General features: G+C 62.9%; 28 protein-coding genes. 15 read left to right on the top strand and 13 right to left on the bottom strand.

From position 1 onward, the window contains the following. The first annotated feature begins 14 nt into the window (after nt 1–14). Together AC0L2V_RS20110 and AC0L2V_RS20105 are read left to right on the top strand one after the other, a co-directional pair. Nucleotides 15–845 (top strand): transglutaminase-like domain-containing protein, encoded by an 831-nt coding sequence (locus AC0L2V_RS20110; RefSeq protein WP_473507925.1) that lies wholly within the window; start codon nt 15–17, stop codon nt 843–845. Between the two features lie 99 nt (nt 846–944). Next, the gene (locus AC0L2V_RS20105; protein WP_091596532.1) at nt 945–1,349 is read left to right on the top strand and encodes a GFA family protein; all 405 of its coding nucleotides are present in this window, start codon (nt 945–947) and stop codon (nt 1,347–1,349) included. Between the two features lie 4 nt (nt 1,350–1,353). On the opposite strand, the gene AC0L2V_RS20100 is transcribed toward AC0L2V_RS20105, so the two are convergent. Next, entirely contained in the window at nt 1,354–2,613 is a 1,260-nt protein-coding gene (locus AC0L2V_RS20100) for a DNA recombination protein RmuC (protein ID WP_473507924.1), read from the bottom strand. Between the two features lie 105 nt (nt 2,614–2,718). On the opposite strand from AC0L2V_RS20100, the gene def reads away from it, so the two are divergent. The 5 genes from def (at nt 2,719) to truA (ending at nt 5,915) form a co-directional block, all read left to right on the top strand. Further along, entirely contained in the window at nt 2,719–3,264 is a 546-nt protein-coding gene (gene def, locus AC0L2V_RS20095) for a peptide deformylase (protein WP_128170220.1), read from the top strand. A gap of 94 nt (nt 3,265–3,358) precedes the next feature. Further along, complete coding sequence (locus tag AC0L2V_RS20090) at nt 3,359–3,664, top strand: hypothetical protein (RefSeq protein WP_023801563.1); 306 nt, start codon at nt 3,359–3,361, stop codon at nt 3,662–3,664. Between the two features lie 30 nt (nt 3,665–3,694). Further along, nucleotides 3,695–4,630 (top strand): methionyl-tRNA formyltransferase, encoded by a 936-nt coding sequence (gene fmt, locus AC0L2V_RS20085; RefSeq protein WP_473495114.1) that lies wholly within the window; start codon nt 3,695–3,697, stop codon nt 4,628–4,630. Further along, nucleotides 4,627–5,136 (top strand): GNAT family N-acetyltransferase, encoded by a 510-nt coding sequence (locus AC0L2V_RS20080; RefSeq protein ID WP_473495113.1) that lies wholly within the window; start codon nt 4,627–4,629, stop codon nt 5,134–5,136. Before fmt ends, AC0L2V_RS20080 begins: the two co-directional genes overlap by 4 nt. Nucleotides 5,137–5,153: 17 nt before the next feature. Continuing rightward, entirely contained in the window at nt 5,154–5,915 is a 762-nt protein-coding gene (gene truA / locus AC0L2V_RS20075; RefSeq protein WP_473507922.1) for a tRNA pseudouridine(38-40) synthase TruA, read from the top strand. 276 nt (nt 5,916–6,191) lie between these two features. On the opposite strand, the gene AC0L2V_RS20070 is transcribed toward truA, so the two are convergent. The 6 genes from AC0L2V_RS20070 to dapD all read right to left on the bottom strand — a co-directional run bounded on the left by AC0L2V_RS20070 (nt 6,192) and on the right by dapD (nt 11,541). Beyond that, on the bottom strand, nt 6,192–6,797 hold the full coding sequence (locus tag AC0L2V_RS20070; protein ID WP_023801567.1) for a hypothetical protein: 606 nt from the start codon (nt 6,795–6,797) through the stop codon (nt 6,192–6,194). A 2-nt stretch (nt 6,798–6,799) separates the two neighbouring features. Further along, nucleotides 6,800–7,999 carry a succinyl-diaminopimelate desuccinylase gene (gene dapE / locus AC0L2V_RS20065; protein WP_473495111.1) on the bottom strand — a complete coding sequence of 400 codons (1,200 nt, stop codon included), beginning with the start codon at nt 7,997–7,999 and terminating at the stop codon, nt 6,800–6,802. A 289-nt stretch (nt 8,000–8,288) separates the two neighbouring features. Further along, nucleotides 8,289–9,296 (bottom strand): diguanylate cyclase domain-containing protein, encoded by a 1,008-nt coding sequence (locus AC0L2V_RS20060; protein ID WP_473495110.1) that lies wholly within the window; start codon nt 9,294–9,296, stop codon nt 8,289–8,291. A gap of 247 nt (nt 9,297–9,543) precedes the next feature. Next, complete coding sequence (locus AC0L2V_RS20055; protein ID WP_473507921.1) at nt 9,544–10,266, bottom strand: hypothetical protein; 723 nt, start codon at nt 10,264–10,266, stop codon at nt 9,544–9,546. 21 nt (nt 10,267–10,287) lie between these two features. Further along, nucleotides 10,288–10,659, bottom strand: coding sequence for a DUF805 domain-containing protein (locus AC0L2V_RS20050; RefSeq protein ID WP_027152133.1), 372 nt, complete (start codon nt 10,657–10,659; stop codon nt 10,288–10,290). A 27-nt stretch (nt 10,660–10,686) separates the two neighbouring features. Beyond that, the gene (gene dapD / locus AC0L2V_RS20045; RefSeq protein WP_473507920.1) at nt 10,687–11,541 is read right to left on the bottom strand and encodes a 2,3,4,5-tetrahydropyridine-2,6-dicarboxylate N-succinyltransferase; all 855 of its coding nucleotides are present in this window, start codon (nt 11,539–11,541) and stop codon (nt 10,687–10,689) included. A 143-nt stretch (nt 11,542–11,684) separates the two neighbouring features. Between dapD and AC0L2V_RS20040 the strand changes: the two genes are divergently transcribed. After that, nucleotides 11,685–12,524 carry an LOG family protein gene (locus AC0L2V_RS20040; protein WP_473507919.1) on the top strand — a complete coding sequence of 280 codons (840 nt, stop codon included), beginning with the start codon at nt 11,685–11,687 and terminating at the stop codon, nt 12,522–12,524. Between the two features lie 35 nt (nt 12,525–12,559). On the opposite strand, the gene AC0L2V_RS20035 is transcribed toward AC0L2V_RS20040, so the two are convergent. Next, nucleotides 12,560–13,267 carry a pyrimidine 5'-nucleotidase gene (locus AC0L2V_RS20035; protein ID WP_023801574.1) on the bottom strand — a complete coding sequence of 236 codons (708 nt, stop codon included), beginning with the start codon at nt 13,265–13,267 and terminating at the stop codon, nt 12,560–12,562. Nucleotides 13,268–13,429: 162 nt separating this feature from the next. Here AC0L2V_RS20035 and AC0L2V_RS20030 point away from each other — a divergent pair, with 162 nt between their 5' ends. Beyond that, nucleotides 13,430–14,191 (top strand): GGDEF domain-containing protein, encoded by a 762-nt coding sequence (locus AC0L2V_RS20030; RefSeq protein WP_023801575.1) that lies wholly within the window; start codon nt 13,430–13,432, stop codon nt 14,189–14,191. 118 nt (nt 14,192–14,309) lie between these two features. Here the strand turns inward: AC0L2V_RS20030 and phhA are convergent, their stop codons facing one another. Continuing rightward, the gene (phhA, locus tag AC0L2V_RS20025; RefSeq protein ID WP_128175770.1) at nt 14,310–15,146 is read right to left on the bottom strand and encodes a phenylalanine 4-monooxygenase; all 837 of its coding nucleotides are present in this window, start codon (nt 15,144–15,146) and stop codon (nt 14,310–14,312) included. Nucleotides 15,147–15,281: 135 nt separating this feature from the next. On the opposite strand from phhA, the gene AC0L2V_RS20020 reads away from it, so the two are divergent. Continuing rightward, the gene (locus AC0L2V_RS20020; protein WP_023801577.1) at nt 15,282–15,758 is read left to right on the top strand and encodes an Lrp/AsnC family transcriptional regulator; all 477 of its coding nucleotides are present in this window, start codon (nt 15,282–15,284) and stop codon (nt 15,756–15,758) included. 61 nt (nt 15,759–15,819) lie between these two features. On the opposite strand, the gene argB is transcribed toward AC0L2V_RS20020, so the two are convergent. Together argB and AC0L2V_RS20010 are read right to left on the bottom strand one after the other, a co-directional pair. Further along, nucleotides 15,820–16,713 carry an acetylglutamate kinase gene (gene argB, locus AC0L2V_RS20015; protein ID WP_077374521.1) on the bottom strand — a complete coding sequence of 298 codons (894 nt, stop codon included), beginning with the start codon at nt 16,711–16,713 and terminating at the stop codon, nt 15,820–15,822. Nucleotides 16,714–16,788: 75 nt separating this feature from the next. Continuing rightward, nucleotides 16,789–18,312 carry an amidase gene (locus AC0L2V_RS20010; protein WP_473507918.1) on the bottom strand — a complete coding sequence of 508 codons (1,524 nt, stop codon included), beginning with the start codon at nt 18,310–18,312 and terminating at the stop codon, nt 16,789–16,791. A 216-nt stretch (nt 18,313–18,528) separates the two neighbouring features. Here AC0L2V_RS20010 and AC0L2V_RS20005 point away from each other — a divergent pair, with 216 nt between their 5' ends. The 4 genes from AC0L2V_RS20005 (at nt 18,529) to msrB (ending at nt 21,273) form a co-directional block, all read left to right on the top strand. Continuing rightward, the gene (locus tag AC0L2V_RS20005; protein WP_473508073.1) at nt 18,529–19,068 is read left to right on the top strand and encodes a sigma-70 family RNA polymerase sigma factor; all 540 of its coding nucleotides are present in this window, start codon (nt 18,529–18,531) and stop codon (nt 19,066–19,068) included. Further along, on the top strand, nt 19,065–19,763 hold the full coding sequence (locus AC0L2V_RS20000) for an anti-sigma factor (RefSeq protein ID WP_473507917.1): 699 nt from the start codon (nt 19,065–19,067) through the stop codon (nt 19,761–19,763). The genes AC0L2V_RS20005 and AC0L2V_RS20000 overlap by 4 nt, the downstream gene beginning before the upstream one ends. A 233-nt stretch (nt 19,764–19,996) precedes the next feature. Continuing rightward, entirely contained in the window at nt 19,997–20,554 is a 558-nt protein-coding gene (locus AC0L2V_RS19995) for a fasciclin domain-containing protein (protein WP_091596413.1), read from the top strand. 218 nt (nt 20,555–20,772) lie between these two features. Beyond that, on the top strand, nt 20,773–21,273 hold the full coding sequence (gene msrB, locus AC0L2V_RS19990; protein WP_473507916.1) for a peptide-methionine (R)-S-oxide reductase MsrB: 501 nt from the start codon (nt 20,773–20,775) through the stop codon (nt 21,271–21,273). Nucleotides 21,274–21,313: 40 nt separating this feature from the next. On the opposite strand, the gene AC0L2V_RS19985 is transcribed toward msrB, so the two are convergent. Continuing rightward, the gene (locus tag AC0L2V_RS19985) at nt 21,314–22,846 is read right to left on the bottom strand and encodes a DHA2 family efflux MFS transporter permease subunit (protein ID WP_473508072.1); all 1,533 of its coding nucleotides are present in this window, start codon (nt 22,844–22,846) and stop codon (nt 21,314–21,316) included. Nucleotides 22,847–22,928: 82 nt separating this feature from the next. Then, a complete protein-coding gene (locus tag AC0L2V_RS19980) occupies nt 22,929–24,110 on the bottom strand; it encodes an HlyD family secretion protein (protein ID WP_473507915.1) in 1,182 nt (393 codons plus the stop codon). Between the two features lie 140 nt (nt 24,111–24,250). On the opposite strand from AC0L2V_RS19980, the gene AC0L2V_RS19975 reads away from it, so the two are divergent. After that, nucleotides 24,251–24,970 (top strand): TetR/AcrR family transcriptional regulator, encoded by a 720-nt coding sequence (locus tag AC0L2V_RS19975; protein ID WP_473507914.1) that lies wholly within the window; start codon nt 24,251–24,253, stop codon nt 24,968–24,970. Nucleotides 24,971–25,058 lie beyond the last annotated feature (88 nt).

Genomic DNA, 25,058 nt, shown 5'->3' with positions numbered 1-25,058 from the left:
CGGTCAGGACGACAATGCGAATCCATATCGGCTGCGAGATGAGCTTCGACTTTCCGCAGGAAACGCCGCTGATCGCGATGCTCAACGTTCACTATTCCCGCGCGTCCGATCTCGAGCGGCCGGATTTCCTGACTTCCAACCCACCGGTGCCGATCGAGAGCTACCGCGACAGTTTCGGCAATTGGTGCAACCGCCTTGTCGCCCCGCCTGGTCGCTTCACCTTCGGCACGGACGCGGTGATCCGCGATCCCGGAAGTTTTGAGATGAGCGATCTGGTGGCGTGGCAGCACGAGGTGCGCGACCTGCCGTCGGAGACGCTGCTGTTCCTGCTGCCGAGCCGCTACTGCGAGAGCGACGTGCTGGCGAACGAGGCGTGGCGGCTGTTCGGCCACTCACCGCTCGGTATTCCACGCGTGCAGGCGGTCTGCGATTTCGTCCACAACCACATCATCTTCAACTACGGCAACGCGCGGCCGACGCGCACGGCAGCAGAGGCCTATCGAGAGCAAAGCGGCGTTTGCCGCGACTTTGCCCATCTCGCCGTCGCCTTCTGCCGCGCCTTGAACATCCCGACGCGCTATTGCACCGGCTACATCAGCGACATCGGCCTGCCGAAACCTTGGTCGGACATGGACTTCGCCGCCTGGATGGAGGTCTACCTCGGCGGTCGCTGGCATGCCTTCGATCCGCGCAACAATGCGCCGCGCATCGGCCGCATCCTGATCGCCTCCGGCCGCGACGCGGCCGATGTGCCGCTGACCCATATCTTCGGGCCGGGTATGCTGGCCGGTTTCAAGGTCTGGACGGAAGAAGTCATCGAAGAGGCGTCGGCGCAGCAGCCTTGAACCAGCGGATGGTTTGCCGCGTTGTGAATGCCTGTGTGGAGCTTCGCGGTGCGCCGTTAAGCTCCAACGCGTCGAGGCGCGCTGAAGGGAGGAGCGAAGATGAAAATCGACGGCGGGTGCCATTGCGGCGCCATCACTTACGAGGCGGAGGTCGATCCGGACAAGACCAGTATTTGTCACTGCATCGATTGCCAGCAGCTGACCGGAACAGCGTTTCGGGTGACCGTGCCGGCGCCGGAGGAGCGCTACCGGATCACCAAGGGCACGCCGAAGATCTACATCAAGACCGCAGCGAGCGGCGCCAGGCGCGCCCAGGCCTTTTGCGGCGAGTGCGGTACGCACCTCTATGCCACGTCGGTTGGCGACGGGCCGAAAGTCTATGGCATCAGGGTCGGCACGGCGCGGCAGCGCGAACAACTGATCCCGAGAAAACAGATCTGGCACCGCTCGGCGCTGCCTTGGCTGCCGGAGTTCGAAGGCACGATGATCGTCGAGGAGCAGTAGCCTCTCAGTCGTCTCCTTCGACCACCCTTAGCCTCAATTGGCCGGTCTTGGAGTCGGCGACGCGCGCACCCGCTTCGGTCTTCGCGTTGGCCGCCGATCCGACGTCGCCTTCCGCCGGTTGCGCGCCGAACTCCAGCGCCTCGATCTTCTGGCCGCGCTTGGTCACCTTCGAGGTCGAGACGAGAATATCGTCGATATCCTTGGCCGACTGGCCGAAATGGCTCTGCAGCTTGCGCACCCGCTCGTCGAGGCGCGAGACATCCTCCATCAGCCGGATGACTTCGCCCTGGATCAGATGCGCCTGCTCGCGCATGCGGGCGTCCTTGAGAATCGCCTGGATGACCTGAATCGACAGCATCAGCAGCGACGGCGAGACGATGACGATGCGGGCGCGGTGCGCCTTGTGGACAATCCCCTCGAAATTCTCGTGGATCTCGGCGAATACCGATTCCGACGGCACGAACATGAAGGCGGTGTCCTGCGTCTCGCCTTGGATCAGGTATTTGTCGGAAATATCGCGGACATGCACCTCGATATCACGCCGAAACGCTTGTGCGGCGACCTTCTGCAAATCGACGCCTTCGGCGGCACGGATGGCATTCCAGGCTTCCAGCGGAAACTTGGCGTCGATGGCGAGTGCGGGCGCGCCGTTCGGCATCTTCACCAGGCAGTCGGGCCGGCTGCCGTTCGACAGGGTCGCCTGGAATTCATAGGCGCCGTGCGGCAGGCCGTCGGCGACAATCGCCTCCATGCGCGACTGGCCGAAGGCGCCGCGCGTCTGTTTGTTGGAGAGGATTGCCTGAAGTTGCACGACCTGGCTAGCGAGCGACTGGATGTTGCCTTGCGCTGTATCGATGACCGCCAGCCGCTCCTGCAGTTTGGCGAGGCTTTCATGCGTCGATTTCGTCTGCTCGGTCATGGTCTGGCCGAGACGGCCGGTCATCGCGTCGAGACGCTGGCCGATCGACTGCGTGAGTTCGGCCTGCCGCGCCCCGAACACTTCGGCGATGGCGCCCATGCGGCCCTGCATCTCGGCCTGGCTTGCCAGGATGCCGGCCATCCGCGCCTCGGCGTCGCGGGCGTGGTCGGCGGCTTCCGCGGCAGCCACCGCACGCGCCTTGGCCGAGCGCCAGAGCGCGACGACGAGCGCCACGAACAGGCCCAGGAACAGGACCGCGCCGAATGCCAGCGCGTGGCCGAGCGTGATCGTGGTGGCGCCGAGCCGGGCGATCGGTTCGGACAGGATGGTGGTCAGGTCGTTCATATCGGACAGCATAGATGATTCGGCCTGACGACACAGATCAAAACGTGAACGCCGCTGCAAATGCCCCGGTTGACGCTTTTCGTGCGAGGTCTTAGGTGAGACGCCATGTCGATCAAGCCGCTCATCATCCTTCCCGATCCCGTCCTGCGCCAGGTTTCGAAACCGGTCGAGCGCGTCGACGGCGCTTTGCGCAAACTGGCCGATGACATGCTGGACACGATGTATGATGCGCCGGGCATTGGTCTGGCGGCGATCCAGATCGGCGAACCGCTGCGCATGCTGGTGATCGACCTCGCCAAGGAAGACGAGCCGCCGGCGCCGCATGTCTTCATCAATCCCGAGATTCTTGAGAGCGCCGATCAGCGCTCGGTCTACGAGGAGGGGTGCCTGTCGATCCCGGATTACTATGCCGAGGTCGAGCGCCCTGCCGCCGTGCGGGTGAAATATCTCGATCGCGACGGCAAACTGCAGGAGATCGAGGCCGAAGGGCTGATGGCGACTTGCCTGCAGCACGAAATCGACCATCTCAACGGCGTTCTGTTCATCGACCACATCTCGAAGCTGAAGCGCGACATGGTGGTGAAGAAGTTCAAGAAGCTCGCCAGGGACAAACCATCAGGCAGCAAGGCGCCGGGCAAGTTAGTGGGATAGGGCGATACTCGCGCAGTTTGATGCTGAACCTTTCGAAGATGTTGGCGGGACAGCGCCCCTCTACCCTGTTCCAGATCAGGAAATGGAGACGCCGATGAGCGACATGCTGATCAGAAATATTCCCGAACCCTTGAAGCGGGAAATCGAGCAGGCAGCGCGTAAGAGCGGCCAGAGCCTGTCGGGCAAGGCGATAGCTCTTCTGCGCGAAGGCATGGTCGCCGAAAGGCAAGCCAGGCTGGAGCCGGGTCTTTCGGCATGGGACGCTATTCGCGCGACTTTCGCTGCTGAAAACGCAATTGGCGATGAATTCGCCAAGATCATGAACGAAATCGAAGCAGAAAGGAAACGCGACTTCGGTCGCCGACCCGCAAAGTTCGCGACTTCGACTGAGCCGACTTAACGGCCAGACGAAGACCGGACCCGGAACAAAATGCCCTTGCGCGTCATCTTCATGGGTACGCCCGAATTCTCGGTGCCGACGCTGCGGGCGGTCGCGGATGCCGGACATGAGATTGGAGCCGTCTACACTCAGCCGCCGCGCGCCGCCGGTCGCCGCGGGCTGGAACTGACGCCGTCGCCGGTGCAGCGAGAGGCCGAGCGGCTGGGCCTCGAGGTGCGGACGCCGGTGTCGCTGAAGAACGAGACCGAGCAGCAGGCGTTCCGCGCCTTGCGGGCCGATGTCGCCGTCGTCGTCGCCTATGGATTGCTGTTGCCCAAACCCATTCTCGAGGCGCCGCGGCTCGGCTGCCTCAATGGTCACGCGTCGCTGTTGCCACGCTGGCGCGGCGCCGCCCCTATCCAGCGCGCCATCATGGCCGGCGATACCGAGACAGGCATGATGGTGATGATGATGGAAGAGGGCCTGGACACCGGCCCGGTGGCGATGGCCGAAAAATGCGCCATCGGCCCCAATATGACGGCCGGCGAACTGCATGATCGGCTGATGCACATTGGCGCCGCGCTGATGGCGGAAGCGCTGGCTCGTCTGGAACGGGATGCCCTGACTTTTACCGCACAAGCGACGGAGGGGGTGACCTATGCCAAAAAGATCGATAAAGCGGAGACGCGCGTGGACTGGACGCGGCCTGCTGGCGAGGTCCACGATCATATTCGCGGCCTGTCGCCCTTTCCCGGCGCATGGTGCGAGATCGAAATTGCCGGCCGCCTGGAGCGGCTGAAACTGCTTCGCTCGACGCTTTCGCAAGGCGCCGGCGAGCCGGGAGGAATTCTCGACGACCGGCTGACGGTCGCCTGCGGGTCAGGCGCGATCAGGTTGGTCGAAGTTCAACGTGCGGGCGGAAGGCCCATTGCCGCGCAGGAGTTTCTGCGCGGGGCCAAGCTCGAAAAAGGAACGAAATTCTCATGAGCATGATGTCGATACGCGCGGCAACGCCGCGGGACCGCGAGGCGATCCGCCTGGTCGAGGAACACGCATTCGGCCAGCAGGCGGAGGCCGGCCTGGTCGACGCGCTGGTCAGCGGCGGCGATGCCGTCGTCGAACTGGTGGCGGAAGATGATGGACAGGTGGTCGGCCATATTCTGTTTTCGCGGCTTTACGTGCAGAACGGCGGCAAGAGCTTTCCGGCGGTGGCGCTGGCGCCTCTGGCGGTCGAGCCGTCATTCCATGGCACCGGCATCGGCGGTGCGCTGGTCCGCGAGGCGCATATCCGCCTGAAGGATGCCGGCGAGGTGCTGGCGGTCGTGCTTGGCGATCCCGCATATTATGGCCGCTTCGGCTACAGTCACGCGCGCGCCGAAAAATTCGAAAGCGAGTTCCAGGGCGAAGCGCTGCAGGCGCTGGTCTGGGGCGAAGCGCCTGAGACCGGCAAGCTGGTCTACGCTTCGGCTTTCGGCACCGCGCTCGCCGCCTAACCTCATCCTTCTTAGGAATGCCGCGTTTTCGCCTCGACATCGAATATGACGGCAGCCTCTATGCCGGCTGGCAGCGCCAGGCAGACCAGCCTTCGGTGCAGCAGGCGATCGAACAGGCGATCGAGAAATTCTGCGGCGAACAGGTCTCGCTGCGCGGCGCCGGCCGCACCGATGCCGGCGTCCATGCGACCGGTCAGGTGGCGCATGTCGATCTCGTCAGGGCGTGGCCTGATGACAAGGTGCGCGATGCCGTCAACGCCCACCTGCAAACGGCCAAGGCGCGCATCGCCATCCTCAAGGCGGCTGTGGTGCCGGTTAGCTTCGATGCGCGTTTCTCGGCGATCGGCCGCCACTATCTCTACCGCATCGTCAACCGGCGCGCGCCGGCGGCGCTCGACAAGGGCAAGATCTGGTGGGTGCCGAAGCGGCTCGACGCCGAGGCCATGCACGAAGCGGCAAAGGTGCTGCTGGGGCGGCATGATTTCACCACGTTCCGATCGACCCAGTGCCAGGCCGACAACCCGGTCCGGACGCTCGACCGGCTGGATGTCAGTCGGCTGGGTGACATGATCGAAGTGCGAGCCTCGGCGCGCTCGTTCCTGCACAATCAGGTGCGCTCGATGGTCGGCTCGCTGAAGCGCGTCGGCGAAGGCGGCTGGACAATTGCCGACCTGAAAGCGGCGCTCGACGCGCGCGACCGTGCAGCCTGTGGCCAGGTGGCGCCGCCCGACGGACTTTTTCTTATCGGTGTGGACTACCCGCAGGCGGCTCACGACTGAGTAAAAATCAGTCCTCGTCGTCTTCAACCAATTGTGGGAGTTGGCGCTGCCCCTCATCGCCCTGCTGGGCACTTCTCCCCGTATAGTGCGGAGAGAAGAGGCTGCCGCAGCCGCAGCATCCTTCTTGCAACGTCTGTGGTTGGCAAAATCGTTGATGAGAGCTGCCCTCTCCCCGTCACTATACGGGGAGAGGGCAGCCGGCAGGCAGGTGAGGGGCGGCGCCAACGTCAGCAAGCGAAACCACACCGGGAATTCGGACAAATTCAATTGGATGCTTCAAGTGCCGGTTCCGCTCGGCGCGACGATGCCGAGCAGCGCCTGCAGCACGAACAGAACGACCAGCGACGCCACGAACATTCCGGCGAAGACAGCGCTGCCGACAGCCGCGCCCCTGCCGATGGCGACGTTTGTCATCCGCCAGGTCAGGATCATCGACAGCGCGAACAAAAGCAGCGACGCCAGTACGGCGAACTCGTTGGTGGACGGCAGGAAAAGCCTGATCAACGCCGCTGGCAGCATCATCCAGGCGATGATCGCCGACGCCCAGTTGCTGGCGACGACATAGTGGACGAAGCGCCCGCCGATGCCGGCGCGCGGCGCGACGAGGGCAAGGCCGACAAGCGGCAACACCCAGACGCCGATGTCGACTGTCGCCAGACGGATCAGCATGCTGAAGCGTCCGGCGAATGCATTCGGATCGCCGATCTCGTTGGCGAGGCCGACCCAACCGACGATCAGCGCCGGTGCCGCGACGACGATGGCGAAGAAGGAATTCCAGAAACCGTCGGCCGAAAGGTCGAACTGGCGCAGCCCATCGGCCTTGCCGAGCATCAGTCGCCAGGCGCCGTTGAGCGAAGCATAGGTTTCATCCGACGAAAGCATGATTACGATGCGCCTTGCTCGAACCAGTCTTCGATGAAGCGCTGATAGATCTGCGTCAGCGTCTCGAGGTCGGCAAGTGCGACGCGTTCATCGACCATGTGCATGGTCTTGCCGACCAGCCCGAACTCGACCACCGGACAATAATCCTTGATGAAGCGTGCGTCGGAGGTGCCGCCGGAGGTGGAAAGCGCCGGCTTCCTGCCGATCACCGCCTTGACCGAACCGCTCAGTGCTTCGATCAGCCGCTCGTCGCGGGTGAGGAAGACGTGGCTCGGCCGGTCGCGCCAGGCGAGTTCGTAATCGACCGGCGTCGTCTTGCCGGCCCGGTATTTCTTTCGCTTCGCCGCCTTGTCGAGACGGTTGTGGATTTCCGCCTGGATGGTCTCGGCGGTCCATGTGTCGTTGAAGCGGATGTTGAAGGTGGCGGTCGCCTTTGCCGGAATAACATTGGTGGCCGGATTGCCGACGTCGATCGAGGTCACCTCCAGATTGGTCGGCTGGAAGTCCTTGGTGCCCTTGTCGAAGACTGGCTGCAGCAAGGCGTCGACCAGCGTCATCAGGCCGCGCACCGGATTGTCGGCAAGCTGCGGGTAGGCGGCGTGGCCTTGGCGGCCGTTGACGATGATGCTGCCGGACAAAGAGCCGCGCCGGCCGATCTTGATCATGTCGCCCAGCGCATCGGGATTGGTCGGCTCGCCGACGATCGACGCATCCCATTTTTCGCCCTTGGCGACCGCCCATTCGAGCAGCTTTGTCGTGCCGTTGATGGCCGGCCCTTCTTCGTCGCCGGTGATCAGCAGCGAGACCGAGCCTTTCAGGCCGCCTTTCGACTCGAGATGGCGCGCCACGGCGGCGATGAAACAGGCGATGCCCCCCTTCATGTCGACGGCACCGCGACCGAACATCTCGCCCTTGGCGATCTCGGCAGCGAAAGGCGGATGCGTCCATGAGGTCTCGTCGCCGACCGGCACCACGTCGGTATGCCCGGCGAACATCAGGTGCGGACCGTTGCCGGAGCGCCGCGCATAGAGATTTTCGATATCGGGCGTGCCGTCCTCCGAGAACAACGGGCGCTCGACGGAAAAGCCGAGTGGTTTCAGCATTGTTTCCAGCGTGCTCAGTGCCCCGCCCTCGATGGGTGTCACGGAGGGGCAGCAGATGAGGGCGGCGAGATTTCCAGCGGGATCGGTCGGCAACGTCATGGGCAAAAGCGTTAGTCGAAAGCGCAAGGCCTGTCACGGCCAGACATAAGGGCCAGCCATCCCGCCGACACTATGGTTTTCATGGCGTATTGTCGCAGGCCTGATGCATGTCGCCCAAAAGGCATGGCCTCGGGCTTGACCCGTGCGGGCGCAGCGGTTTTGGGCAAATGCGCATAAAACAAACAAAGGCTTAAAAGTGCGTCGCAGGAGTCGCTTCAGACGCGACGCACTTAGGCGGGATACGGGATATTGCATGGACTGAGCGACAAAGGCCCAATAATCGCTGTGGTCAGTTCGCGGCCCGCACGTGCGCCCGGTAACGGCCCTTTCCGGTGCGTTTGGCTTCATATAGCGCGTGATCGGAGCAGGTGAGAAGAAGTTCCGGCTCGCCGCCGTCGGCAGGCGAGAAGGCACTTCCAATGCTCAACCCGATGCGTATTGCGGTGCCCACGCCAAGGTCGAAAGGTACCGAAATCTTCTCAATGGCCCGCTTTGCCAGCATGGTGGCTTCGATCTCGGATGTGTCGGGCAGCAGGATCACGAATTCGTCACCGCCGATGCGAAAGACCACATCCCCCGGTCGGAAAGCGCGCTTCAATCGTTCGGCTACCTTGCGCAGCAGCATGTCGCCGACCGCGTGGCCGAAGCGGTCATTGACGTGTTTGAAGCCGTCGAGGTCCATGCTGAGAACGGCAAACGGCCTGCCGCCGTTTGCTGCCGGCGTCGCAAGCTCGCTGCACATGCCGCGCAGTTTCTCCTGAAGGAAGATGCGGTTTGGCAGGCCGGTCAGCGCGTCCTTGATCGCCAGATCGCGATTGTCCAGTTCGGCGCGGATCATGCGGGCGTTGATCGCATGATTTTGAAGCAGCACGATGATGACGCCGGCCACATAGAAAGGCACTTGAAATCCGACGATCGACATTCCGGGCGCCGGAGATAACAGCGCGCCAACCAGGAAAGGCAGGCTTACGGCCAGCATGACGAATATGGCGTAGCGCGGGGTCGCTGCGTTGCGCGATGACACCACGCCGACGACGCCTGCGACGTTCAGGGCAGCCAGCACGGCAAGCGCCATATCCCCGCTGACGACGCAGCCATAGCAGCCGAGGCCGAAAATCAACGACCATGACCCACCGGCGGCCATGAGGCCCGCCAGCGGCCCCGTTCCCCCGCGCTTGCGGGTCCGCTCACATTCCCGCATCAGCAGGAAGCGGACGGCAAACAGAATGAGGTCGGCCGCCATCCAGGCGTAGGGCCACCGGTCGCCGGTGACGACCGCGGCGCCGACTGCCAGCACCAGGACACTGATGGTGCCGAACAGGACAGCGAATTTGCGCTCGAAAGTGGTGTCGAGAAGCCGCGCGCGGACAGCTTCCGGTTCCGCTCTGATCGGTGAAGAAAACCAGGCGAACAGCCGCGCGCCGGCGCTTCGCTTTCCGCGCGTTTTCGGGTTGGCCAGGGGTTCGTCGTGTGCCAGTCGAGTGCTCCGTGCCGGTCGACACAGTCTTCACAGGGCATGCTGGACCAAGGTGATTAAGATTAGCTTAGGTAATTGGACGAGCCGACCGCAATGGACCGTCGATCAGCGTGATCTTTTGCCAGATCTTTCGCGACAGATTGGAGCCCAGGGACTCGATGTCGTTGACGCCATCGACGACCACATCGTCGTTGACCGATTGCGCGAACAGCGCGGCGATCTTGCCGGTGATCGACAGCATTTCGGAGCAATAGTCGAGGTAGCGCGCGAGATCGGCACGGTCGGTTATGCGTGCCGGTGAATGCGATGTCGGCTTGAAATCGGTTGAAAGCGCTGCCGGATCCTTGGTCAGCTGATGCATGTCGATGACATGGATCAGCGATCGCAAGCCATGAAGCTTGCGAAACACCTGCTTGCGCTTGATGCGCTCCTCGGTCCGGATCAAGGCCAGGAAGCCGAGCATCGCGAGGATGATCATGTTGATCAAAGATTCGATGCCTTGCACCGACTGGATGGCGTCGTGGGTTCCCGAGATGCGGCCGAGCGGCAGGATGGTGCCGACGAACAGGAACATCACCGCGCCGGCGGCAATGGTGACGATGACGACGCCGCGCAGCCACCAGATCGGCGCTTCCAGCGCCTTCGCCGCCTTGGCCAGATCACGCGACAGCGACACAAGTTCGATGGCGACGCCACGCAAGCCGGTATCGGGAAACCGCTCGGCGACGCGTTTTTCCAGTCGCTCGGCAGTTTCGATGATCAGTTTCGCATCAAGCGTGCGGTAGCGCATGGCTAGAGACCCGCCCGGCGCTCAGGATTCGGCCGGCGCATTGGTGCGTTTGCCGTAGCGGTTGGGTCCGGGATCACTTTTGAAAAAGGCCAGAATGACAAGGAGAATGGCGCCGACGATGAGAGAGATCAATGCGTAGTAGGTAGGCTTGCCGAAATCATGGAACCGCTTCGCCGTTAGCGCAAACGTTGACCATGTCGAGACGACCACAGCGATCCACCAGGCGAGCGCCCAATACTGACTTGCAGCAGTGCCCAACGGCGTTCGCGAGAACTGGTAGAGCAGGAAAAGCTGAGTGAGGAGCGGCAAAAGACCCGCCAAAACATAGGCGCTGGGGTTCACTCGCCCGGAAAGGCTGAAGAAAAGCCATAGAAATCGAGGTCTGTCGAGCAAGCGGGTAGGTCCGTTTTTTTGAAAAGATCAATCGCGAAGCAGTTCATTGATCGAAGTTTTGGAACGGGTTCTGGCATCGACCCGCTTGACGATGACGGCGCAGTAGAGGCTGGGACCGGCCTCGCCATTGGGCAAAGGCTTGCCGGGCATCGAGCCGGCGACGACGACGGAATTGGCCGGCACTTCGCCGTAGAAAACCTCGCCGGTGGCACGGTCGACGATCTTGGTCGACTGGCCGATGAAGACGCCCATGCCGAGCACCGAGCCCTCGCGCACGATGCAGCCTTCGACCACTTCGGAGCGTGCGCCGATGAAGCAATTGTCCTCGATGATGGTCGGGCCGGCCTGCATCGGCTCCAGCACGCCGCCGATGCCGACGCCGCCCGACAGATGCACATTCTTGCCGATCTGGGCACAGGAGCCGACCGAGGCCCATGTGTCGACCATGGTGCCGCTGTCGACATAGGCGCCGACATTGACGAAGGACGGCATCAGCACGGCACCTGGCGCGACGTAGGCGGAGCGCCGCACGATCGACGACGGCACGGCGCGGAAACCTGCCTTCTCGAAATCGATGGCGCTCCAGCCGTCGAATTTCGATGGCACCTTGTCCCACCACACGGCCTGGCCCGGACCACCCTTGATGATCTCCATCGGGTTGAGCCGGAACGACAGCAGCACCGCTTTCTTCAGCCACTGGTTGACATGCCATGTGCCGTCGGCCTGGCGCTCGGCAACGCGGACAACACCCCGGTCGAGCAGGTCGAGCGCCGCCTGGATGGCGTCGCGCGCTGCGCCGCGGGTTGCCGTCGAAATCGTCTCGCGTTCCTCGAAGGCGGTTTCGATGGTCTTTTCGAGGCTCGCCAGATCGGGCTTTGACATGAATTCGCTCCATTACCAAGCTGTTAAGGGGCCGCACCTTAACCTGTTTTGAAAGTCGCCGGACCCTATGTGAAGGCTTGGTGAGGGTCAATCGCGGCTGCGTCGCGGGACGGCGCAACTGAATAATTGGACGGGTAGGTAATATGACTCCTATGGAAAAGGCGGGGTGGACGCCGCTGCCGCATTCGGACGAGGATCTGGAGCGGTCGAAAAGCGTGCCGGACACGCCGCAGACGCGTGCCGAGACCTACCGGTTGGCATGGAACGATCCCGACTTCATGACACGGCGCGAATTGCGCGCGGTCAGGCTGCAGCTCGAACTGTTGAAGCCGGAGATGATCCTGGCCGAGCGCGGCATCGGCTCGACCGTCATCCTGTTCGGCGGGGCGCGCATACCCGAGCCGGGCGGTGAAGCCTGGGCGGCCAAGAACGAGACGCAGAAGGAAAACCTCGAGAAAAACAGCAAATATTACGAGGAAGCGCGAAAATTCGCCCGGCTCTGCTCGCAGCAGTCGGCCACCTCCTATTATCGCGAATTCGTCGTGGTGACAGGCGGCGGACCCGGCGTGATGGAAGCCGGCAACCGCGGCGCCGACGATGTCGGCGCCCCGTCGATCGGCCTCAACATCGTGTTGCCGCACGAGCAGGCGCCGAATGCCTATGTGACGCCGGAGCTCTGTTTCAACTTCCACTATTTCGCGGTCCGCAAGATGCATTTCGTCATGCGCGCCAAGGCTGTCGCGGTGTTTCCCGGCGGCTTCGGCACGATGGACGAATTCTTCGAAACGCTGACCCTGATCCAGACCGGCCGCATGGAGCGCGTGCCGGTGATCCTGTTCGGCAAGGCTTTCTGGAAACGGGCGATCGATCTCGATTTCCTCGCCGAGCAAGGCACGATCACCCCTGGCGACCAGGACATCATCGATTTCGTCGACACCGCCGACGAAGCCTGGGAGATCATCAGCCGCTTCTATCAGCTTTAGGCCGCGGGCTCGATCCGGCTTTACGAAGCAATGGCTCAAGCGGTGATGTCGACGATCGCGGTGAGGAATTCGGCAAGATCGTCGGTGACGAAATCCACATCGTCCTCGTGGCCCGGGTCACGTTCCCAGATTTCCGAGAAGGTCGGCTCGAAGTTGCGCGGCACAACCAGCACCGTGGTCATGCCCAGCGATTTCGGCACGGACAGGTTGCGGGCCAGATCCTCGAACATCACCGCATTGTGGCCGGTGACCGCGTGGAGTTCCGCGAACTTCTCGTAGGTCTGGCGGGCCGGCTTGGGGTTCAGCCCGGCAGCGACGATATCGAAGATGTCGTCGAAATGATCGAGGATGCCGAGTTGGCGCGCGGTGCGTTCGGCATGCCTGCGGTCGCCATTGGTGAAGATGAACTTGCGGCCGGGAAGCTGGCGGATGGCGGTGCCGAGAACGGGATCGGGAACCAGCCAGGAATAGTCGATGTCATGGACCTTCTCGAGAAAGTCGTCGGGATCGATGCCGTGGCGCGCCATCAGACCGTTCAGCGTCGTGCCATATTCCCGGTAGAGTTCCTTCTGCAGCTTGCGGGCATCGTCGCGTGGCAGCGTCAGCAGTTCTCCGACATAGGCGGTCATCTTTACGTCGATCTGCGAGAACAGGTTCGAATGGTGCGGATAGAGGGTGTTGTCGAGGTCGAACACCCAGTCGGTGACGTGGGCAAAGCGGGCGGGATCCGGGAGCGTGGTCATGCAACCCCTTATGGCACGAAACAATGCCTTTGGCAGAGGCTTTATCCACAACTTATGCGCGTCACGGGTGGCGAAAATCGCGCGATGGTTCAAATTTTAGGCATCGCCGAAAGGTGCCATTCAGGGCTTGCTGGCACACAGACGGTCCAGGGGGAACCAGCGATGAGCCGCATATTTCTGAAGTCTGCCGCCGTCGCTTTCGCCTCCCTCGCAGTCTCGCTGTTGTTGACGCTGATCGTCGTTCCGGCAATGGGCTTTCCGATCAACCGCACGATCTGGCTGACGTCCACGGTCTGCCCGCTGGTGCTCGCCTGGATCGCCAGCGCCTACACGTTCTGGCAGGGCGAGAGGTTGAAAGGCGCTCATCGCGACCTCGCCCGCGCTCATGCCCAGCTCGCCGCTGCGCATCGGCGCCTGTCGGAGAAGGCAAGCCGCGACGACATGACCGGCATGCTCAACCGCGAGAGCTTCTTCGCCGCCCTCGAGGCCACCCGGCGTAAATCCGATCGCGGTGCGTTGCTGATCATCGACGCCGATCACTTCAAGCTCATCAACGACAGCTACGGCCATCTGACCGGCGACGATGCGCTGCTCCTGATTGCAAGCGCGATCGAGCGCGGCGTGCGCAGCGGCGACGTGATCGGCCGCATCGGCGGCGAGGAATTCGGTGCGTTTCTGGTCGGCGCCACCGAACAGGAAGCCAAACGCGTCGCTGAACGCATTCGCCGTGAAGTCGAGCTGATCCGCTTCCGTCCCGTCGATGAGCGGGTCATACCCCTCACCGTCAGCATCGGCGGTGTCACCTGCGGCGAGGATGCCGGCGTATCGGATCTGATGCGTGTCGCCGACCGCCGCCTTTACCAGGCCAAGGATCGCGGCCGCAACCTGACCATCCTGGACAGGGACGTTTCCGAAGCGGCCTGAGCACGCCATCAGGCGTCTAGAAGCCCGGCTCACCCGGCCTGCCGATGGATTGCCATCACAGCGCGCCACCAATAACGCCCGCGCCGATCGGCTGCGAGCGTCCGAGCCGGGCCAGCGTCTAAAGTTTAGCCGGGTCGAGCGCCGGCTTGCCCTTGTGGCGTCCGATGATCGCTGCCATGTCGGCGACGTTGTGGAAGGCATCGCGCAAAACGTCGAAGGACGGCAGCACGAAATAGGCGCGCTGGAACTTGTCGATCTCATAGCTGGTGCGCATTACCGTTTCCAGATCGAAGGGAACATGATGCGCGTCCTTGCTTTCAACCGCGAATTGAAGTTCGGCAAAGGACGACATCAGCCCGGCGCCGAAAGCCTTCAACGGTTGGCCGGCCTCCTGGATCAGCCCGTACTCGACGGTGTACCAGTAGAGGCGGCTGATCATCTCGTCGCCGCCGAGCGCGATCAGATGCTCGGCCTTCTCGCCATACATCTGCATGAAATCGGCAAAGACCGGCTGGGTCAGCACCGGCACATGGCCGAAGAAGTCGTGGAACATATCCGGCTCGACGATGTAGTCGAGCTCTTGTTTCGTCCGCAGCCAGTTGGTCACCGGGAAGCGCCGGGCAGCCAGGTGGACGAAGAAGGCCGGTGCGGGAATGAGGCCCGGCACGGCGACGATTTCCCAACCGGTAAGCTTGCGCAGCTTCTCGCTGACCACACCGAAATCCGGAATCCTGTCGAGCAGGCCCAGCGTGGCGACGCCGTCGAGATAGGACCGGTGTGCCAGCTTTTTGGTCAGCTTCGTCTGGCGGTCGCACAAAGTACGCCACACTGCCTGCTCATCAGCTGTGTAGTTGTAGCTCTGCTCAACGGTGAAATCGGCACGGCAGACCGAATAGTCGCCGCGAAGGCCTTGCGCCGCGCATTCGCGGGCGTAATCGGCAACGTTCATAGTCATGGCTGTTCTCCCTAGGAATCACGACTAACATCTTGAAAGTTTAGCCGGATCCGGTGAGGCAAATCCGCTTTGATGATGGCTCGAACAGGCGATTTGAGGTAAAAGCCACCACAGCAGAGCTGCAGGAGAGTGAAAGTGCCTCAGTTTGACGATTTTGAGATCAAGATGCTCGATATCTTGCAGCGCGATGGGCGCAAGCCTGTGTCCGAACTGGCCCAGGAGATCGGGCTTTCGACGACGCCATGCGCGCGCCGCTTCGAGGCTCTTCAGAGCGCCGGCATCATCAAGCGCTTTGCCGCTGTGCTCAGCCGCCGCGCCATCGGCCTGATGGTCGAAGTGTTCATTCAGGTGCGCCTGGTGACCCACAGCGACGGGTCGCCCGAAACCTTCATCGCCGCCGTGCAGCGCATGGACGAGGTGTCGTCGTGCTGGACGATGACCGGCGACTACGATTTCCTGCTGCATGTGATGGTGCCGTCGGTCGACGAGCTCAACGCCTTTGTCATGCACCGGCTGATGCGGCTCGACGGCGTGCGCGACGTCCACACGCAGCTCGTGCTGCAGAACATCAAGGGGCCGGGCCACGTGCCGCTTGGGCACCTCAGGCGATAAGTTCGCCCTGGCGCCTGTTGCTCAACCTTAGGTTGATGCTCCAAAAAGTTGCAGCCTGCGCTTACCGCACGATCAGTGTGCCGGCGCCGTGTTCGGTAAACAGTTCGAGCAGCACCGAATGCGGCGTCTTGCCATTGAGGATGACGACGCCTTCGACGCCGCGCTCGATCGCCTCGATGCAGGTCTCGACCTTGGGGATCATGCCGCCCGACACCGTGCCGTCCTTGATCAAGGCCTTGGCCTCGGCGACGGTCAGTTCGTCGATGAGCTTCTTGTTCCTGTCGAGCACGCCGGGCACGTCGGTGAGGAACAGAAGGCGTGTCGCCTGGCAGGCGCCGGCGATGGCGCCGGCGAAGGTGTCGGCATTGATGTTGTAGGTGTGGCCGTCACGGCCCGGCGCCACCGGCGCCAGCACCGGGATCATTTCGGACCGCGCCAGAAGGTCGAGCAGGGTGCGGTCGACCTCGACCGGCTCACCGACGAAGCCGAGATCGAGCACACGCTCGATGTTGGAGTCCGGGTCGATCATGGTCTTGCGCGCCTTTTCGGCGAAAACCATGTTGCCGTCCTTGCCGCACAGGCCGATGGCCCATTCGCCCTCGGCATTGATCAGCGCGACGATCTCCTTGTTGATCGAGCCGGCCAGCACCATCTCGACGATCTCGACCGTCTTCTGGTCGGTGACGCGCAATCCGCCCTCGAACTTCGATTCGATGCCCATCTTGCTCAGCATGGCGCCGATCTGCGGCCCGCCGCCATGCACGACGATCGGGTTGACGCCGGATTGTTTGAGCAGCGCGATGTCGCGGGCAAAGGCCTTGCCGAGCGCGATGTCGCCCATGGCGTGGCCGCCATACTTCACCACGACCGTCTTGTTCTCGTAGCGCTGCATATAGGGCAGCGCCCTCGAAAGCAGCGCGGCCTGCATTTCGGCGGTGGCGGCGAGGTCCGTCATTCGGCTTGGTTCCCAGCTTGGCATGAACGGCGGCGTCTTAGCGGGAATTGGAGCAGGGGGCAAACGGCTTTGCTGTCACGTCAGGTGAAATCGGCCTGCTTTCATACCGGGCACCTGCAGTGGCGCCCGCCGCGTCAGCCATCCCGAAATCTTTTCCATTTGCGCGGCGAGGGACAACAAGGTCTCCTCGTCGCCGGGGCGGCCGGCGGCCTGGATGCCGAGCGGCAGGCCGGCATCGGTGACATGAACAGGCAGCGCGATCGACGGCTGGCCGCTGACGTTCTGGATTGCCGGCCAGTGGGTGAACCACAGGCTCTTGTCCATCAACTGGCCGAACAGCGGCTTGAATTTCAGCAGGCGGGCAAGCCGCAGCCTGTCGAGCATTTCTTCCAGGAACGCATCTGCGCCTTTTGGATCCATCGCGCCGCAGGCGAGCGGCGGATGCGCGATGACAGGCATCAGCACGGCATCGTACCGCGCGGTCTCGATGATCAGCCGGCGCGACGTGGCATGCAGCCGCTGCAGGCAGGCATAGATCTCGCCGGCCGAAAGAACTTCGCCGAAGGCGCTCATCACCCGCGTGGTGCGTTCGATATCACCCGAAATGGAGCGGCCGACGCGCAAGACCTCGCCGCGCATCGTGCCGGCCACCGCCGCGGCGACGGTTCTGGCGAAATCAGCGATGAAATCGCGATCGATATAGGGCAGGTCGATCTCCTCTATCGTATGGCCGCCTTCGCGCGCCAAAGCTATCGCAGTGTCCAGCGCCGCCAGCGTCTCGGTCGATATCGGCAGGCCGAGCGGCGATTTTCGGTAGACCGCCAGTTTCAGCTTGCCGGGGTCACGCACTGCTGCGGCGGCGAAAGTTCCTTTCGGCGTCGGCGCCGCATACGGCGACAGCGGATCGGGCCCATGCGTCAGGTCGAGCAGCAGGGCCGAATCACGGACCGAGCGGGAAACGGCGTGGTCGATGACCAGGCCGTACCAGCTTTCGCTGACCAGCGGCGTCAGCGGCACACGGCCGCGCGAGGTTTTCAGCCCGACCAGCCCGGTGCAGGCGGCGGGAACGCGAATCGAGCCGCCGCCGTCCGAAGCATGTGCCACCGGCACGACGCCGGCCGCGACCAGCGCCGCCGCACCTCCAGACGAACCGCCGCTGGTATGGGCTGTATTCCACGGATTGCGGGTGATGCCGAAAGCGGCGGATTCGGTCATCAGCCTCAACCCATGTTCGGGCGAGGTGCTGGTGGCGATCGGGACGAGGCCGGCGGCCAGATGGCGTTCGGTCATCACCGAGTCGAAATCGGCAACGAAAGCCGGAATGCGGCTGCCGCCGTGCGTCGGCACGCCTTTCATGGCGATGCCGAGATCCTTCAGCGCGAAGGGCACACCGGCCAGCGGCAGCTTGCGGTCGATGGTTTTCGCGCGCGTCCGCGCCGCCTCGTAAAGCGGCTCGGCGATGGCATTGATATCCGGGCGAGTGGCCTCGGCCCGCGCAATCGCCGCGTCGACGAGCTCCTGCGGCGAGATTTCTCCTTTGCGCACCAAGCCGGCCAGGCCGGTAGCGTCATGTTCCCACAGGGCCCGTTCGACCGACATTCTTGCTCCCCCAACTATCGGCAAGCTAGAGCATCGGATGCAAAAGTGGAAACCCGGTTTTGGGAAAATCCGATGCTCAAAAAGGTCGGCTCTTTCTCGTCAATGGAAGCCGACGGCGCTCCCGGTGCACAGGAACGCTTCCGCCGTTGCAATACATTGCAGTGGAATGATCTGGGGCAATTGCCTAATTTGGGCAATTGCTTAATTTGGCAGCCGATGACGCCGCAGGACATCAGCGACCTGATCGTCCGGACTTCGATGAAGGACCGGGCTGCGTTCGATCTGCTCTACCGGCAGACCAGCGCGAAACTTTTCGGCGTCTGCCTTCGTGTATTGAAGGACCGGGGAGAGGCAGAAGAGGCGCTGCAGGAGGTCTTCGTCAAGATATGGACGAAGGCCGACCGTTTCGCCGTCTCGGAGCTAAGCCCGATTTCCTGGCTGGTGGCCATTGCGCGCAATCACGCGATCGATCGGATAAGGGCGCGGCGAGAGCCTGCTGCCTATATCGACGCTGCGCTCGACGTTGCCGATCCGGCGCCGGGACCGGAAGCTGCGGCTGTTGCGGGCGGTGAATCCGGGCGCATCTATCGCTGTCTCGACGAATTGGAAAAGGACCGGGCGGCGGCCGTCCGGGGCGCTTATCTGGACGGCGAAAGCTATGCCGAACTGGCGGCGCGCCATGACGTGCCGCTGAACACGATGCGAACCTGGCTGCGGCGCAGCCTGTTGAAGCTCAGAGAGTGTCTTGAAAGATGACGCTGGCAGAGGATGACGGACCGGAATCTGGGGGCGACGACCTGTTTGCCGCCGAATACGTTCTTGGCGTCCTGGCCGCGGACGAACGCGAGATTGCGTCACGCCGCATCGACGCGGACGCCGCTTTCGCGCACCTTGTCGATGCCTGGGAGGCGCGTCTTTCGCCGATGGCCGACGCCTATCCGGAGACAGAGCCGCCGATCAGGGTCAAGGAGGCATTGGATCGCCGGCTGTTCGTCGCAGAGCCTCGCGCCGGCCTCTGGTCAAGCCTTGTCTTCTGGCGCGGTCTTGCAGCCGCTTCCGTCGCCGCGTTGGCGATCTATATCGCCGAGCCTTACCTCAACCCGCCGGCCGAGCCGCCGCGGCTCATCGCCTCGCTGGCTGCCGATGGCAGCGACGTCAGATACCTCGCCGTCTATGATGCCGCCCGTCGCGAGGTCGGCCTGTCGCATGTCTCCGGCGAGCGCGCCGCCGGCAAGGATTTCGAGCTTTGGATGATCGAGGGCAAGAATGCGCCGGTCTCTATGGGCGTCATCCCGGCCGGCCAGACCGCGCGTATGACCATCTCCCCGGCCGTGCAGGAAAAACTTGCGCAAGGCGCCGTGCTTGCGGTCAGCCTTGAACCGACCGGCGGTTCGCCGACCGGCCAGCCGACCGGCCCTGTGGTCGCTGCGGGCGAACTGAAGAGCATCTGATCGCCCCTGTCTGCTAATCCCCTATCTGTCGATTTTTCGAGAAGATTTTAAATCTATCGCCTGTGGTGACTTTAGCGGGAAAGCATGCAGGCTGTAAGAGTCCTGCCCTGAAAATCATGCTCGCCGTTATAAAAAATAAAATTTTCTCCTGAGCGGGCGAAACTCGGGCATTTATCCCCCGTATCTCCTTGCGCCCCAAAGAGGGGAAGAAATAAACTGAGGAGATAGAAATAATGCGTAAGTTCGCCACCCTTTTGCTTGCCGGAACGGTCGCCGTCTCCGCGCTCGCCACCGCCGCCTATGCCGAAAATCCGATGGTCGGCGGCGCCGCCATGTATGCCACCCGGAACATCGTCGAGAACGCCGTCAATTCGAAGGATCACACGACGCTGGTCGCGGCCGTCAAGGCCGGCGGTCTCGTCGACACGCTGCAGAGTGCCGGTCCCTTCACCGTGTTCGCGCCGACCAACGAGGCCTTTGCCGCCCTTCCGGCCGGCACCGTCGATACATTGCTCAAGCCCGAAAACAAGGACAAGCTGGTCAAGATCCTGACCTGCCACGTCATCGGTGCCAAGGCGATGGCCGCCGACGTTGCCAAGATGGCCATGGACGATGGTGGCGCGCACAAGGTCAAGACGGTTGGCGGCTGCGAGGTGACGCTCAAGGCCGAAAACGGCAAGGTCACCGCGACCGACGAGAACGGCAATGTCGCCAATGTGACCGTCGCCGATGTCGAGCAGTCGAACGGCGTCATCCACGTCATCGACAAGGTTCTCCTGCCGAAGATGTAACGAAGCGGGCGTCGCCAGCGAACATATGGCTGAGGCTCCATGCCGAGTGCGCGGGTTTCCGCTTGCGTGACCCGCGCAATCGACAAGCGTACACTCCGCACCGTCCGCTGTAAGCGTGGGGCAGGTGCGGAGTGCCCGTTGTCGAGAGCTGGCCGTCACCGGCTTTTGATTTCCATGTGACGGTCGAATTTGGCAAACGGACAGAAGGAGGAATGGTGATGATCCGGCGCGACTTTCTTTGGAGCGGTGCCGCTGTGGCATTGCTGGCAGGCACGGCGGCAGCGCTGCGCATCGGCCGGCCGCAGGATGCACACGCGGTCGAAACCTTCGAGGTCACCAAGACCGAGGCCGAGTGGCGCGCCATCCTGTCCGATGCGGCTTTCAATGTGCTGCGCAAGGAAGGCACCGAATATCCCGGCACCAGCCCGCTGCTCAACGAACATCGCAAGGGCATCTTCGCCTGCGCCGGCTGCGACCTGCCGCTCTATTCCTCCGAAACCAAGTTCGATTCCGGCACCGGCTGGCCGAGCTTCTGGCAGGAGATTCCCAACGCCGTCGGCATGACCGTGGACAGGTCGCTGGGCATGACCCGGACCGAGGTCCACTGCCGCCGTTGCGGCGGTCATCTCGGCCATGTCTTCGACGACGGCCCGCCGCCGACCGGCCTGCGTCATTGCATCAACGGTGTCGCCTTGACCTTCAAGCCGGCCACGGCCTGACCCACAGCGCCGCGTCCTTTGGGCGCGCAAAGTTGCGCGGTCAGTGTCCGCTGCCTCCGCCCGCCGGCTCGGCCGGCTTGCGGATGACCATAGTGAAGATCGCCAGCGTCGCGAATAGCGCCGTCAACAAATAGAACACGTCCATGAAGGACAGCAGCGAAGCCTGCTGCTGGACCATGCCGGACAGTTTGGAGATCGCCGCCTTGGAGGCGTCGAGGCCGGCATTCTGCTGGAAGTCGAGCGTCATGTTCTGCAGCCTGGTCTGCGCCTCGGCGCTGCCCCATTGCACATGCTCGGCCAGCCTTGCGTAGTGGAAGGCGCTGCGATCGATCAGCACGGTGTTGATGACGGCAAGGCCTACGGCACCACCGAGATTGCGGGTGAGGTTGAACAGACCGGATGCATTCTTAAGCCGGTCAGGCGGCAGCGTTCCAAGCGCGATGTTGTTGATCGGCACCATACACAGCATCATCGAGGCGCCGCGCAGGATCTGCGGCAGCAAAAGCTCCCAGAAATCCCAGTCTGCGGTCAGATAGGTCATCCGCCAAGTGCCGGCAGCGAAGCCGAAGAAGCCGATCATCATCATCAGCCGCGGATCCATCTTGCGCGACAGGATGCCGGAAATCGGCGCGGTGACGAACATCGCCAGGCCGCTGACGAACAGCGCCTCGCCGATCATCAGGGAGTCGTAGCCGCGGATGCGCCCCAGATACACCGGATAGAGATAGGTCAGGCCGTAGAGGCCGATGCCGATGACGAAGGAGAACAGCGAGCCGAAAGCGAAGTTGACGTTGGCGAAGGCCTTCAGGTCGACGATCGGCTCCTCGGCAGTGAAGGCGCGCCAGAAGAACAGCACCGCGCCGGCCGTCATCAGGATGGCGCAGATGAACACGGCTTGGTCCTGAAGCCAGTCGTTGTTGGGACCTTCCTCGAGCACAAATTCCAGCGAGCCGAGGAAAGCCGCCATGCCGGCGAGGCCCCACCAGTCGAACTTGCGGAACAGGCTGAGATTGGGCTTGTCGAAGTCGATCAGCGACCATGCGGCTGCGGTCACTATGATGCCGGGCACCACATTGATCAGGAACAGCCAGTGCCAGGACATGGCATGGCTGATATAGCCGCCGACAGTCGGGCCGATGGTCGGCGCCAGCGTCGCCACCAGGCCGATCATCGGCGACACCATGGCACGGCGCGACGGCGGGAAGATGGTGAAGGCGGCAGCGAACACGCTTGGGATCATGCCGCCGCCGATAAAACCCTGGACGGCGCGGTAGACGATCATCTGGTCGATGTTGGTGGCGGTCGCCGCCAGCGCGCTCGCGGCGGTGAAGCCGGCCGCGGAGACGGTGAACAGCACACGCGTCGACAGCATCCGGCTGAGAAAACCGGACAGCGGGATCATGATGACTTCGGCGATGAGATAGGCGGTCTGCACCCACGGAATTTCGTCGGAGCTGGCGCTCAAGCCGGCCTGAATCTCGGCCAGCGAGGCCGAAACGATCTGGATGTCGAGGATCGCCATGAACATGCCGAACACCATCGCCAGGAAGGCGATGATGCGGCGTGTGGGAATGGTATCAGGCGCAGCCGGCCTCGCCGGCGGCGGTCCTGCTGTCGAGGTTGCGGTTGCCACGGCATTGCTCCCAAGCGGCCGCTCAGTTCGACGCCGAAGGTGCGGTGCGGCTGTCGACGGCGACGACGACGCTGAGGCCGGCGCGCAGCTTGCCTGTCTTCAGCACATCCGCCGGCACGTCGATGCGAACCGGGACGCGCTGCACGACCTTGGTGAAGTTGCCGGTGGCGTTTTCCGGCGGCAGCAGCGAGAACACCGCGCCGGATGCCGGCGCCAGCGACGAGACGGTGCCTTCGAAATCCTGGCCGTCGATCGCGTCGACCGAAATCCTGACCTTTTCACCAGGCACCAGCCGGGCAAGCTGGGTCTCCTTGAAATTGGCGACGATATAGAGCTTGTCCATCGGCACGATAACGGCGAGCTTCTGTCCGGGGCTGATCAGGTCGCCCTGCTCGACCGAGCGGTTGCCGACGACACCGTCATAGGGCGCGCGCAGCACGGTGAAGGACAGGTCGCGTGCGGCCTTGTCCCTGGCAAGCTGCAGCGACGCCAGCGTGCTTGCCGTCTCCGCGCGCTGCGCTTGGAGCACACCGATATTGGCCTCAGCCGCCGCGATCTGGGCGTCGGCACCGACAAGGGCGGCATTGGCCTGCTCGACCGCGGTCTGGGCATCGTCCAGTTGGGCCTGGGTGCCGACATGTGTCTTGAGCAATTGGGCGGCGCGCGCTTGGACACGCGCCGCATTGGCGGCGGCGGCCTGGTCGGCGGTCTTCTGCGCCTGCGCCTGCTCGAGCGAGGCGCGCGCCGCCTCGGTCTGGGCGTCGATACGATCGAGCGTCTTGCTCAAGGTGGCGATCTGCGCCTCGGCCTGGGCGACCGCTATTTTGTAGTCGCCATTGTCGACGACCAGCAGCGGGTCGCCGGCCTTGACCTGCTGGTTCTCGGTCACCTTGACCTGATCGACATAGCCGGAAATTTTCGGCGAAATGAACGCCATGTCGGCCTGGACATAGGCGTCGTCGGTGGAGATCATGAAACGCCCGTCGGTCCAGTAATCATAGCCATACCAGGCGCCTGCGCCCAGCAAGCCAAGCGCAAGGATCGGCAACAGAAAGGAGCGTGCCGAGCGTTTCTTTTTGGCCGGCGCCTCGGCCGGAGGGCTTGTTGCGGGTTCAGTCGGTGGGTTCGGCGCTTCGATTGCCGGCGCAACCTTGGCGTTGGGGAAGGGACGGACTTCGGCGGTTGGGGTCGCGTTCGAGGACATGGCATCTCTCTTGGCATCGCTAGAAACCGGGCATCAGACTGAACCGTTCGGTTCGATGTTGACGTTGACTTAGCGCGGTGAGAGGCCCATATCAAGGATGATCGAACCGATCGGTTCGAATTTTTTCGAGGTGTGACGTTATGACCGAGCCCGACAAGGACCAGTGCGATCTGCTGGATGGCCTGCGTCGCGGCCGCCCGGCGGCGGGACAGGACCCGGTCAAGCGCAGCCAGATCATCGAGGGCGCGCGTCGTGTCTTCATCGACAAGGGCTTCGAAGCGGCGTCGATGAACGACATCACCCGCGAGGCCGGCGTTTCCAAGGGCACGATCTATGTCTACTTCGCCAACAAGGAAGAGCTGTTCGAGGCGCTGATCGAGGAAGAGCGCGGCACGATCTTCAAGAACATGTACGATCTGCTCGACCGCGCCGACGACCTTCGCGAGACGCTGGTGAAGTTCGGCAAGGTGCTGTCCCTTAAGATCACCTCGGCCAAGGTCGTCCAGGCGCAGCGCACCGTGATCGGCGCGTCCGACAGGATGCCCGAACTTGGTGCGCGTTTTTACGAACGCGGCCCGAAACGCGGCCACGACAAGGTCGTTGCTTTTCTCAATGCCGCCATCGAGCGCGGCCTGCTCGAGATCGACGATGTCGATCTTGCCGCCTATCAGTTCACCGAACTGTGCCTGGCGGGTCTTTTCCGTCAGTGCATATTCGCCTACCGCACCAAAGCCCCGAGCCAGGATGAAATCGACCACATCGTCAGGTCGGGCGTCGGCATGTTCCTGAAGGCTTACGGCACCGAAAGGCTTGCCACGGAAGAAAGCACCCAGACGATCGCCCTGGAGGCAAAGTCCTAGAGCATTTTGCAGCCAAGTGGAATCACCTGGCGTCGCAGAAATGCGGCTAAAAACAAATAGATAGAGCGGGATGCCAGTTCAATTTGAA

The sequence above is a fragment of the Mesorhizobium sp. WSM4814 genome (genome assembly GCF_055811595.1).
This window is presented reverse-complemented; position numbering and strand designations above follow the sequence as displayed.